Annotated in this window: 12 protein-coding genes; 8 read left to right on the top strand and 4 right to left on the bottom strand. The window is 40.5% G+C overall.

The window, feature by feature from the left end; translation table 11 throughout:
- Nucleotides 1-522 precede the first annotated feature (522 nt).
- On the top strand, nucleotides 523-1,551 hold the full coding sequence (locus tag B2Y23_RS05045) for a type I glyceraldehyde-3-phosphate dehydrogenase (RefSeq protein ID WP_291369394.1): 1,029 nt from the start codon (nucleotides 523-525) through the stop codon (nucleotides 1,549-1,551).
- 366 nt (nucleotides 1,552-1,917) lie between these two features.
- On the top strand, nucleotides 1,918-2,235 hold the full coding sequence (locus tag B2Y23_RS05050; RefSeq protein ID WP_409449754.1) for a hypothetical protein: 318 nt from the start codon (nucleotides 1,918-1,920) through the stop codon (nucleotides 2,233-2,235).
- A gap of 15 nt (nucleotides 2,236-2,250) precedes the next feature.
- Here the strand turns inward: B2Y23_RS05050 and B2Y23_RS05055 are convergent, their stop codons facing one another.
- Together B2Y23_RS05055 and B2Y23_RS05060 are read right to left on the bottom strand one after the other, a co-directional pair.
- A complete protein-coding gene (locus B2Y23_RS05055) occupies nucleotides 2,251-2,550 on the bottom strand; it encodes an AzlD family protein (RefSeq protein WP_291369395.1) in 300 nt (99 codons plus the stop codon).
- Nucleotides 2,547-3,293 carry an AzlC family ABC transporter permease gene (locus B2Y23_RS05060; protein WP_291369396.1) on the bottom strand — a complete coding sequence of 249 codons (747 nt, stop codon included), beginning with the start codon at nucleotides 3,291-3,293 and terminating at the stop codon, nucleotides 2,547-2,549. Before B2Y23_RS05060 ends, B2Y23_RS05055 begins: the two co-directional genes overlap by 4 nt.
- Nucleotides 3,294-3,442: 149 nt before the next feature.
- On the opposite strand from B2Y23_RS05060, the gene B2Y23_RS05065 reads away from it, so the two are divergent.
- The 5 genes from B2Y23_RS05065 to B2Y23_RS05085 all read left to right on the top strand — a co-directional run bounded on the left by B2Y23_RS05065 (nucleotide 3,443) and on the right by B2Y23_RS05085 (nucleotide 8,119).
- A complete protein-coding gene (locus B2Y23_RS05065) occupies nucleotides 3,443-3,898 on the top strand; it encodes an Lrp/AsnC family transcriptional regulator (RefSeq protein WP_291369397.1) in 456 nt (151 codons plus the stop codon).
- A 282-nt stretch (nucleotides 3,899-4,180) separates the two neighbouring features.
- Nucleotides 4,181-5,347 carry an ATP phosphoribosyltransferase regulatory subunit gene (locus B2Y23_RS05070; protein WP_291369398.1) on the top strand — a complete coding sequence of 389 codons (1,167 nt, stop codon included), beginning with the start codon at nucleotides 4,181-4,183 and terminating at the stop codon, nucleotides 5,345-5,347.
- Between the two features lie 70 nt (nucleotides 5,348-5,417).
- The gene (locus tag B2Y23_RS05075) at nucleotides 5,418-6,737 is read left to right on the top strand and encodes an adenylosuccinate synthase (RefSeq protein ID WP_291369399.1); all 1,320 of its coding nucleotides are present in this window, start codon (nucleotides 5,418-5,420) and stop codon (nucleotides 6,735-6,737) included.
- Nucleotides 6,738-6,920: 183 nt separating this feature from the next.
- On the top strand, nucleotides 6,921-7,229 hold the full coding sequence (locus B2Y23_RS05080) for a hypothetical protein (RefSeq protein WP_291369403.1): 309 nt from the start codon (nucleotides 6,921-6,923) through the stop codon (nucleotides 7,227-7,229).
- 113 nt (nucleotides 7,230-7,342) lie between these two features.
- Nucleotides 7,343-8,119: a M48 family metallopeptidase gene (locus B2Y23_RS05085; RefSeq protein WP_291369400.1), complete on the top strand. Its 777-nt coding sequence runs from the start codon at nucleotides 7,343-7,345 to the stop codon at nucleotides 8,117-8,119.
- A gap of 126 nt (nucleotides 8,120-8,245) precedes the next feature.
- On the opposite strand, the gene B2Y23_RS05090 is transcribed toward B2Y23_RS05085, so the two are convergent.
- Both B2Y23_RS05090 and crp read right to left on the bottom strand, forming a co-directional pair.
- Nucleotides 8,246-9,295: an NADP(H)-dependent aldo-keto reductase gene (locus B2Y23_RS05090; RefSeq protein ID WP_291369401.1), complete on the bottom strand. Its 1,050-nt coding sequence runs from the start codon at nucleotides 9,293-9,295 to the stop codon at nucleotides 8,246-8,248.
- 187 nt (nucleotides 9,296-9,482) lie between these two features.
- Nucleotides 9,483-10,190 (bottom strand): cAMP-activated global transcriptional regulator CRP, encoded by a 708-nt coding sequence (gene crp / locus B2Y23_RS05095; RefSeq protein ID WP_291352342.1) that lies wholly within the window; start codon nucleotides 10,188-10,190, stop codon nucleotides 9,483-9,485.
- A 147-nt stretch (nucleotides 10,191-10,337) separates the two neighbouring features.
- Between crp and B2Y23_RS05100 the strand changes: the two genes are divergently transcribed.
- Nucleotides 10,338-10,760, top strand: coding sequence for an OsmC family protein (locus B2Y23_RS05100; protein WP_291352340.1), 423 nt, complete (start codon nucleotides 10,338-10,340; stop codon nucleotides 10,758-10,760).
- Nucleotides 10,761-10,959: the final 199 nt, after the last annotated feature.

A 10,959-nucleotide genomic window follows, 5' to 3' on the forward strand; every position in this document is an offset into this window, starting at 1 on the left:
TCGAAGATCTATATGACTTTTTATACAATTCGGTTTATTTCACTCATTTCTATGAATTAGGGGGATTTTTTGCTTAGTTTTTATGCGTTTTAAGTGGGTACTTTTGATGTAATTGACTGTTCTTATTACATTGATTTTTTATCTAAATTCTATAATATTGATGAAGATTCAGCCGGTTAAATCGATACCGTTGATGATGAAATTTCATGATCAGACGTTGCTTTTTTTCGTTGATTTTAAACTGCAGTTTTTAGGATCAGGTATTGAATTACGTTTGAGTTGCTCATTGATTCTAATATTTTGCATGCCCTGGGTTTTGCTTGTGAATAGAATGAATGCAGCTTGTTTTTTCTCGGTTTCATTATAAAAATAATTCCAAGACATAATAAGTGAGAAGGCAGAGCAATTATTGAATAAATACTAAATCAAATAAGGATTAAACGAATTAATAATAACGATTTAGCATTAAAATCCATTAACATAGAGACGTGTTTACATCTACCCAAGAGTTAAGGATATCTAATGCAACGAGTAGCCATTAATGGTTTCGGGCGAATTGGTCGCAATGTATTACGTGCTTGGTTTGAAAATCCTAAAGATTTTCATTTTGATATCGTGGCTATTAACGATATTGCAGATGTAGAAACACTGGTTCATTTATTTAAATACGACACTACTCATGGGCGCTTTAAAGGCAAAGTCGAAGTATTGTTGGAAAATGAACAGATTTTTTTGCATATTTCCGCAGGTCTGGCGCAATTAAAAGTACAGGTGTTTTGTCAGCAGCAGCCTGAGAGCTTGCCGTGGAATGATTTAAATATTGATGTGGTGCTGGAATGTACCGGTTTGTTCCGTTCACGTGAGGCGGCAACCCAACATATTAGGGCCGGCGCGAAAAGGGTAATTATTGGCGCTGCACCTTTTGACAGTGTCGACGCTGCGATTGTTTATGGTGTCAATCATCATGAAATTAAAGCCACGGACCAGATTATCTCCAGCGTATCCTGTACCACGCAAGCTTTAGTGCCTTTGGTTAAAATCATTGATGATGCCTTTGGCATAGATACTGCATTGATGACAGAAATCCATGCGGTTACGGCAGACCAATCGGTACTGGATCACGCACATCGCGATTTACGTCGTGCCCGTGCTTCAGGACACAACATTATTCCAACTACCTCTTCGGCGCTGGGAGCTTTAAAACGGGTTATGCCGAAAATGGAAGAGCGGATAGATGGTTATTCCATTCGAGTACCTACTATTAATGTCGCTGCCATTGATTTAACTTTTGTTGCTCAATCTCATGTTACAGCGCATAAAATTAATGAAGTGTTAGTGAAGTCAGCACGTCATGATTATGCCGAAATTATGGATGTTACCGATGAACCTCTGGTTTCATCAGACTTTAACCATTCACCTTATTCATTGATTGTCGATTTGAGCCAAACCATGGTGGTTGGACATCAAGCCAAAGTTTTTGCCTGGTATGATAATGAATGGGGTTATGCCAACCGCTTATTGGATCTATGTGAATCCTTTACCTATAAATAACGGTCTTTATTGGAAAAGTGAGCAGATGAGCTTTCCAAGCTGACTGCTTCCGCAAAGCATTAAATTTCAGAGTGCTGGCGGGTATTAACTGAGACTTGTATCTCAATTATTATCAATTTGTTCTTATGTTCGATTAATTGTTGAGTAAACGTCTTGTCTTCAGTAGGATGAATAGACCGCTATAAAGTTCCTTTTGTTGCTAGAAATAACCGCGGATTACAGACCTAAAATAATGCTTATAACAAATACAATCCAGGCACAGTTAATTTTAAAATTACTATATGAAAATTATAAGCTTTTTTAATTTAATTTCATCGATTCACGGCAAAGAATGAGTCATGAATCACTAACACGAGCAGCGCACCTATGTTGATATTTATATGGGGATTTATTCTCCTTTTAGCCATAGCAGTGATCTTTTTGATTTGGGCACAATTTACCAATCAGGGCGCTGCTCTCAGTGAAATTCAATTGCATCAGCATTTAGAAAAAAAAGTAATTCAATTGGAAGAAAACCTGAAAAAAACCCTGGAAATTATGCAGGACCTGGCCAAAAAAATGCATATTCAGCAAGAAGTGATTGATAAAACCACGACTAAACTCAATCAGGTGGAATCGCAAAATGCCGAATTGGTGGGTCGATTGGCCAAAAGCATTCATTCAACCGATAAACCCACACTGTAATTTCAGAATTGGCTTTTAAACCAGCAGTACTCTTAAAGCTGCGGCAGATGCCATACTTATGGCTACAGTCGGTAATAAAGAAAAACGTGAGGCTGCCAGCAGGGTAATCACAATTGTAATCATATCTGCAGGATTGTCTTTAACAAAATACGGTGCTATGACCGAGATCAGCACACAGCCAGGTACAACTTCCATAATCTGGCGTTGCTTATTGCTGAGGGTTCTATTTTTTAACAGCACATAACCCAAAATACGGGTCAGATAAGTGGTTATAGCAATAAAGAGAATGGCGATGAGCGTGGCTGAATGGATCATGCTTCATCTCCGATTAAAAAGAAGGCTGAAGCAATACCGCTGATTGCACCAACGGGGACATACCAACCCGAAGGTAAATATAAGTAAGCCAGTGCAGCAGTAATCAAACTGAATAACCATGGGCGTGCGGCGCGCATACCTTTCCACATACCGCGTAATAACACTAAAAAGACCGCTGGAAAAGCCATGTCAAAACCAAAACGGCTAATGTCACCCAATACCGGTCCGATAATGGCGCCTAATGACGTAAAACCCACCCACATCAGATAGAGGGCAAAACATAGCCCAGCATAAAACATCATGCTAAAGGCACATTGGTATCCCAAACTGCTGTGTTTCTTCTGTGCATCTGCCAAACTTACCGCCCAGCTTTCATCGACCATAAAAAACAGCGCAGTAAAAACGGTTTTGTTGGGCAAGTGGCGTAAGTAGGGCGCTAGGCTTGCACCCATCAGTAAATGCCGGCTATTTACTAGAAAAGTGATGAACATCAGCATGATGATATTGGGAGGGTTGGTCCACATTTCTAATATGGCAAACTCGGAACCTCCGGCAAAATTCAGCCCTGTCAGCAAAGGTACCTCTAACGTAGAAAAGCCTTTTTGAGTGGCCTGTGCGCCTAGCACCAAGGCAAAAGGGATAATGCCGAGTAACAGCGGAACTGATGTTTTGACTCCGCGTTTAAATTCAACAACCTCCTGAGAGGTGGTTAAATTGGGTACGGAACTTTTAAACATCAACATGACTGCTGTCCAAAGGGGGTAAGACGGGAAAGGCATATTTTAAAAAGCTTATGCTGGAATTTGTAATTAATTTTGGCTTTAAATGATTTGAATTTAATATAAAATTGCGAATTATGAAGGATAATTGGCATTAAATGCTTTAATGGGTTATGGATCAGATAGATAAGCGCATATTGCAGACGCTGCAACGTAATGGGAAATTACAAAATAATGAGTTGGCGCAAATGGTGGGTTTGTCGCCATCTCCATGTTTGCGTCGGGTAAAGCAGCTGGAAGATGATGGCATTATTGAAAAATATGTAGCCTTGCTGAATCCGCAAAAACTGCAGCTGGGTTTAACGGTGTTTGCCCGTATCTGGTTGAAAGGACAGGATGAACGGACCGTGAATCAGTTTATCGATGCCATTATGCACATGCCGGAAATTGTTGAATGTCAGCTGATGGCAGGGGATTGCGACTTTTTTCTAAGAATAGTGGTGTCTGATCTGGAAGCATATCGTAAATTTCAAATCAATCACTTGAATAAAATTTCAGGCATTCAAAATGTAAAAACTGAAATTCCTTTACAGAGCGTCAAGCAAACCACCGAATTGCCTTTAAGCTGATTTATTTTTGCTTTCTATCAAGGGTGGATTGCCTTTTGCGATATGACTTGTTTCAGCTATTTCTGACTCTGTAGCGTTTAAATGTGTATGACAGCTAATCAATTATTAATGATTCAGCTTATTCAGCTTTCAAACGGCATAAATTAGAGGGTAAAAATAGAACAAATCTGCAAAAGTCATGTGCACAGCTAAAGTGATCGTGCTAGACTAGGAGAAATCGGGTGTGCTCCCGATTTTTTTATGCGGATTAGTTCCGCGCTGACAAGTATTTAGGTTTACAACATGCCCATTTCAGAGACATGGTTATTACCTGATGGTGTAGCTGATGTATTACCAGAACAAGCGCAAGTCATTGAAACTTTGCGCCGTGAAGCATTAGATTTCCTCGCATCTCGAGGTTATCAGCTGGTGTACACGCCATTTATCGAATACATCGAATCTCTTTCTTCTCTCTCAGAATCGAATCAAGATTTAGACTTAGCCACTTTTAAAGTCATCGACCAGCTCTCTGGCCGTTTACTTGGTGTGCGTGCCGATATGACACCGCAAGTGGCCCGTATCGATGCGCATGTACATCCAGTCGAAGGCATAGCGCGCTATTGCTACGCTGGTACGGTTTTACACACTAAACCTCAAGGTTTTAATACCACGCGTGCACCGCTGCAACTGGGTGCGGAACTTTTTGGTTCAGATAGTATTGATGCTGACGTCGAAATGATTGACGTGATGCTCAACTTATTAAAAACAGCAAGCTTTGAAGATGGCATCCATCTGGATTTAGGTCATGTCGGTTTATTCCGTAGTCTGGTTAAACATGCCGGTTTAACTAAAGCGGAAGAAAGCCAGCTTTCAGATCTTTATCAACGCAAAGCCTTGCCTGAGCTTGTTGAATTTACAAAAGAATTAAAATTTGGTGCAGATTTTTATGCGCTCGGTCGTTATTCAAGTGATTTAGATGCTTTAGAAGCCAACTTGAGTGCTGAAATTATTGCAGACCCGGCATTCAAACAGGCATTTGATGCAGTCAAAACGACCCGCTCTGAAATTCAGGCGCGTTGGCCAGATTTGGATATTGGTATTGATGTTGTAGAACTTCGTTCATATCACTACCACACTGGTTTAATGTATGCCGTATATGCGCCAAACCGTGCAGCGCCCTTGGCTCAAGGTGGCCGTTATGACGGTATTGGCGAGCACTTTGGTCGTGCGCGTCCTGCAACAGGCTTTTCTTGTGACTTATATGCACTCAGTGCAGGCCAGTTTAAGCAAGTTCAAAAAGTTGTTGCACCAAAAGGCACAGATAAAGCATTACTTGATGCTATCGCTGCTGTGCGTGCACAAGGCTTAAGTGTTATTCAGTTATTAGGTAATGATGATTTAAACTCAATTCCGTTTGCTACTCACCAGTTGGTGAACAAAGCGAATGAGTGGACAGTCGAACCGATTTAATCGCAGAGCTGAATGTTCATGTCATTCAGTTTTGTTTTCTATTTTAACAGCATGATGCAATGAGGCTATTATGGGCAAGAATGTTGTGGTACTTGGTACCCAATGGGGCGACGAAGGTAAAGGTAAGATCGTCGACCTGCTCACAGATCAAGCGGCAGCGGTCGTTCGTTATCAAGGCGGACACAACGCAGGTCACACTCTCGTGGTTGGTGGTAAGAAAACTGTATTACACCTCATTCCATCTGGTATTTTACGTGAAAACGTACTGTGCTTAATTGGTAACGGTGTGGTTCTTTCACCTGAAGCGCTCATCAAAGAGATGGATATTCTTGAAAAAGAAGGCGTGCCAGTTAAAGAGCGTTTACGTATTTCTCCAAACTGTCCACTCATTCTTCCAAACCACATCGCACTTGATCAGGCGCGTGAGAAAAAACGTGGTAACGCAAAAATTGGTACCACGGGTCGTGGTATTGGTCCTGCGTATGAAGATAAAGTTGCTCGTCGTGCAATCCGTGTTGCTGACTTAGTACGTGGTGGCGATCATCTTAAAGCTCAACTTGAAGAGCTTCTTGAGTACCATAACTTCCAGTTAACTCAATTCTACGGCGTAGAAGCGGTTAAATTAGAAGATGTAATCGCACTTTGTGACGAATGGCGTAAAGTTGTTGCTCCATTAGTTATTGATGTAACTGGTGAGCTTCACAAATACCGCAAAAACGGTGACAACATCATGTTTGAAGGTGCGCAAGGTTCACTTCTAGACGTTGACCACGGTACATACCCGTACGTGACTTCTTCAAACACAACTGCTGGTGGCGTAAGCTCTGGTTCAGGTCTGGGTCCATTACACCTTGACTATGTATTGGGTATTACTAAAGCGTACACAACTCGTGTAGGTGCTGGTCCATTCCCTACAGAACTTGTTTATGATGCTGCGAGCGATGTGGGTGATGCAATTGGTAAGCACTTGGGTACCGTTGGTTCTGAATTCGGCGCCTCTACTGGTCGTCAACGCCGTTGTGGTTGGTTCGATGCTGAAATCCTACGCCGTTCAGTGGAAGTAAACTCACTTTCTGGTATTTGCTTGACTAAACTTGACGTTCTTGATGGTTTGGAAGAAGTGAAAATCTGTGTCGGTTATGAAGAGGCAGATTCTGGTTGTGTAGGTTCTTCTGATGCGCTTGCATTCGAAACTTTAAAACCAATCTATGAAACTATGCCAGGTTGGTCTGAGTCTACTTTTGGTGCTAAATCAATTGAGCAATTGCCACAAGCTGCGCTTAACTACGTTAAACGTCTTGAGCAGCTCATTGAATGTCCGATCGACATCATTTCAACCGGTCCAGACCGTGATGAAACCATTATTTTACGTCATCCTTTCGATGCTTAATTTGCATTTGAATTAAGACGTTTTAAAAGCCTCGCTCATGCGGGGCTTTTTTATATGCATGTTTCAATATAAAAATAAACAAGAGCAAATTGTGCCAGACTAAAGTTGCATCCGAGTATGCTGTTTAATTCATTTGTGCTTGCTAGAATGTCAAACTTAAAAAGAAATACAAGGTTGTGCATGATGCATAAAAATATATCAGCAACGATGTTTTATTCATTACTCTTCGCAATAGGGGGCGCTCCTACAATTGCCATGCTGATTATTCAGGCACAAACTCAAGATCCAGCTATTATTAATGCGGCATTGATTGGATTAAGCGTCATCATCGCCTGCATTTTAGTTCCGATCATTCTTATTCAAAACGCATTTTTATTTTTTAAGCGTAAAAATGCAGAACTAGAGCAAAAAATTAAACCACTTTGTCAGATGTATTTGGGACTGAATATTTTATGTTTGCTTTATTGGCTTGGTTTTCAATTCCTTAAATAAGCTTGTTTACATAAATGATATGATTATGGAGACAATATTAATTTCAAGATTATTCACTATTCCATATAATCTCTTGAAAAGAGATATCTATTTTTAAGGTGGAGATTATTATAATGAATAGCAAACTCGTTTTAAGTTTGTGTGCGGCTAGTGTAATCACTATCTCAGGCTGTACGACTGTAGCAGAAATGGCAGGGGCAGATTCATCCACATTAAATGTAACAGCAGCACAAGGCTTTAATAAAACCGTTCAGGAAGCGAGTGCAAATAACACTTTAGATACATCTTCAACGACTTATAAACGCATTAATTCTGTATTTATGCGTTTAAAACCTTATGGCGATCAAATCAACCAGACAGGCCAAAAATTTGACTGGAAACTGGCTGTTCTAAAATCAGATCAAATTAATGCGTATGTAGCACCGGGTGGTAAAGTGGTGTTCTATACCGGTATCGTGAATAAATTAAATCTGACCGATGCTGAAATTGCGGCAGTCATGGGGCATGAAATGGTGCATGCTTTAGAGGAACATTCTAAAAATAAAATTGGTCAACAAGCATTAACTGACTTGGCTTTGAACATTGGTCTAAGCGCAGCTGGAAATAATGTGGGCCAGTTGGGTACTGCTGCAGCGCAGTTGGGTGCCCAAGTAGGTGTAGGTTTACCTTTTTCACGTAGTCTGGAAAGTCGTGCCGACCAAGGTGGTTTAATGCTAATGGCGCGTGCAGGTTATAATCCGCAAGCAGCCATTACTCTTTGGGAAAAAATGAATAAACTGGAAGGTGCAGGTGGTGCATCATTCTTGTCGACTCACCCTTCAAATGGCCAGCGTATTGAAGCAATGCGTAAAAACTTGCCTGCTGCTCAAGCGATTTATAACAAACGTTAATCAGTTGTTAACTAAAAAAGGATGCTTAGGCATCCTTTTTTATATGATTTTTTTTGATTTTGAAAATTGTAAATTATTTGTGACAGGTGAAGCAGTGCTTCACCTTAACAGGTAACTGAGAAATATCTATGGTGCTGGATTCGGCTGTTGACGGTGAATATCTTCAATAGCTTGTAAAACCTCTGCTGATAGATCAATGTCAAAAGCCTGAATATTTTCCTTGAGCTGATCCAGATTGGTCGCGCCAATAATGGTACTGGTCACAAAGAACTGCTGTTTGATAAATGCCAAAGCCAGTTGAGTGGGGGTTAAACCATGTTTTTCTGCAAGTTGAGCATATTGTTCAGTTGCCCATTCACTTTCAGGATTGCTATAACGGCTAAAACGAGAGAAAAGTGTGACACGTGCATTTGCAGGACGTGCACCATGACGGAATTTTCCGGTCAAATAACCAAAGGCTAGAGGCGAATAGGCGAGTAGACCTACATTTTCATAATGGGCAATTTCAGACATTCCAATTTCATAAGTCCGGTTCAGCAAGCTATACGGGTTTTGTACACTGACAAATTTTTCCAGACCTAGTTTTTCTGCCAGATGTAAAAACTTTAAAGTTCCCCAAGGTGTTTCATTAGATAAGCCAATATAACGAATACGCCCTTTCTTAATTTCATCATTGAGTGCGGTTAAAGTTTCTTCCAATGCGGTGATTTGCTGTTGATTTTGAGCTTCAGTATTGCCATAGCCGAGCTTGCCAAAGAAATTGGTCGGACGTTGCGGCCAATGCAGTTGATAGAGATCGATATAATCGCTTTGCAGGCGTTTTAAGGAACCATCGATTGCCGAGCTAATCTCGGCTGCGGTAAAGCGGGTTTGCCCGTCACGGATGTGGCTGCCGCCTTGTGAAGGGCCGACAATTTTTGAAGCAATAAACAGTTTGTCACGATGTCCACGTTGTGCAATCCAGTTGCCCAAAATAGTTTCTGTGGCCCCTTGAGTCTCCGGTTTTGGCGGTACGGGATACATTTCAGCAGTATCCCAGAAAAATAAGCCTTGATCTAAAGCATATTCAAGTTGTTGAAAAGCCTCTGCCTGAGTATTTTGCTCACCAAAGGTCATGGTTCCCAAACAGATTTCAGGGAGCAGAATGCCTGTGTTGGCTAAAGGTTTAAATTGCATGAGGCTTGGTCCTTTAATTTTTATCAAGAAATTGTGAATAGTTCACAAGGCTAACCGATTTTTGCATCAGCGTTAAATCATCAATTGTTTTAAAGTTGTCATAAAAATTTAAAAAGAGCGGGTCGAAAATACAGGCATAAAAAAAAGCAAATCTTAAGATTTGCTTTCAGATTGAAGTGAAGAAAACTTATTCTTCATCATCCTCGTCTTCTAAAGATGTATCGGCATCTTCAACAGCAACATCATAAATCAGGATGGCTTTACCATCGGTCTGGATCATGCCTTGTTCTTCCAGCGTTTTTAAGACACGGCCAACCATTTCACGTGAACAACCCACAATACGGCCAATCTCTTGACGGGTAATACGGATTTGACGCCCATTTGGTAAAATCATGGCTTCTGGTTGAGATGAAAGGTCAATCAGGCAACGAGCAATACGACCAGAAACATCGATAAACGCCAGGTCAGTCACTTTACGTGTAGTATTTTTTAAGCGACGAACAAGCTGGGCAAATACGGCATAGCTCAGATCAGGATATTGTTTGCTTAATTCATGAAAATTGTCATAGGTAACTTCAGCAATTTCACAAACGTCGCGTGTACGAACTTCTGCAGTACGTTGTGGATTTGCTTCAAAAAGACCCATTTCCCCAAAAAAGTCCCCAGCATTCAAATACGCCACTACAATTTCACGCTCATCATCTTCACGTAAAATAATGGATACTGAACCTTTTAAAATCAGATAAAGCGATTTTGATTCAGAGCCTGCATCTACAATTGCAGTGCGTTTTGGATATCGGTTTATATAAGCACGTTTTAATAATGCTTTTACTGACTCTGGGAGTTGACCTGGAGACAGTGCATCAGTGCTAAGTTGTGAAAAGTTTGAAGTCATGCTAACGGTTCCGAATATGGATAATTAATAGATCGCACAAGACCTAAAGTGAACTTGTCACACAGAAGAGCTGAAATTCCTTATCAACTCAATTTATGTTAGTGTACAGGTACATCGTAAATTTATAGTTTTTTTCAGGTAGTTGCAATGCAAACAAGCGTTCATTGGCTAGAGAATGTTGCTTTTGAAGCAAAATCGGAAAGTGGTCACCAAATCGTGATGGATGGGGCAGAGGCCTATGGGGGTCAAAACCGTGGACCACGTCCTATGGAGTTGATATTAATGGGACTTGGTGGGTGTGCTTCCTTTGATATTGTGACTATTTTAAAGAAATCACGCCAAGATGTGACCGATGTGGTATGTCAGCTCAAAGCTGAACGTGCAGATAGCATTCCTGCGGTATTCACCAAAATCCATTTACACTTTGTGGTAACGGGTAAAGCAGTCAAAAAAAAACAGGTTGCGAAAGCGGTTGAACTTTCAGCTGAAAAATACTGTTCTGCAAGCAAAATGCTATCTGATGGTGGCGTAGAAATTACCCACGATTTTGAAATTATTGAAGCTGAATAATAAAACTTGAGATGGCAATTCATCTGTGGGTTGCCATTTTTACTCATACTTAAAACAACCGCATAAAATATATTGCCTTAACTCTTATTTAGGCCTTTTAAAATATTGAATAACCTGACTATTAATTCTATAGAAACTTAATTTTAAAGTTCGTTCAAAAATCTTTAAACCCATTGATCGGGTTGGTCCATTTAAAACA

It is taken from the genome of Acinetobacter sp. UBA5934 (assembly GCF_002430855.1).
GTDB lineage: Bacteria > Pseudomonadota > Gammaproteobacteria > Pseudomonadales > Moraxellaceae > Acinetobacter.

What these genes read in the sequence shown, in the direction of transcription:
- B2Y23_RS05045 (WP_291369394.1), top strand. Translation starts at nt 523, where the DNA reads ATGCAACGAGTAGCCATTAATGGTTTCGGGCGAATTGGTCGCAATGTA.
- B2Y23_RS05050 (WP_409449754.1), top strand. Translation starts at nt 1,918, where the DNA reads ATGTTGATATTTATATGGGGATTTATTCTCCTTTTAGCCATAGCAGTG.
- B2Y23_RS05055 (WP_291369395.1), bottom strand. Translation starts at nt 2,550, where the DNA reads ATGATCCATTCAGCCACGCTCATCGCCATTCTCTTTATTGCTATAACC.
- B2Y23_RS05060 (WP_291369396.1), bottom strand. Translation starts at nt 3,293, where the DNA reads ATGTTGATGTTTAAAAGTTCCGTACCCAATTTAACCACCTCTCAGGAG.
- B2Y23_RS05065 (WP_291369397.1), top strand. Translation starts at nt 3,443, where the DNA reads ATGGATCAGATAGATAAGCGCATATTGCAGACGCTGCAACGTAATGGG.
- B2Y23_RS05070 (WP_291369398.1), top strand. Translation starts at nt 4,181, where the DNA reads ATGCCCATTTCAGAGACATGGTTATTACCTGATGGTGTAGCTGATGTA.
- B2Y23_RS05075 (WP_291369399.1), top strand. Translation starts at nt 5,418, where the DNA reads ATGGGCAAGAATGTTGTGGTACTTGGTACCCAATGGGGCGACGAAGGT.
- B2Y23_RS05080 (WP_291369403.1), top strand. Translation starts at nt 6,921, where the DNA reads ATGCATAAAAATATATCAGCAACGATGTTTTATTCATTACTCTTCGCA.
- B2Y23_RS05085 (WP_291369400.1), top strand. Translation starts at nt 7,343, where the DNA reads ATGAATAGCAAACTCGTTTTAAGTTTGTGTGCGGCTAGTGTAATCACT.
- B2Y23_RS05090 (WP_291369401.1), bottom strand. Translation starts at nt 9,295, where the DNA reads ATGCAATTTAAACCTTTAGCCAACACAGGCATTCTGCTCCCTGAAATC.
- crp (WP_291352342.1), bottom strand. Translation starts at nt 10,190, where the DNA reads ATGACTTCAAACTTTTCACAACTTAGCACTGATGCACTGTCTCCAGGT.
- B2Y23_RS05100 (WP_291352340.1), top strand. Translation starts at nt 10,338, where the DNA reads ATGCAAACAAGCGTTCATTGGCTAGAGAATGTTGCTTTTGAAGCAAAA.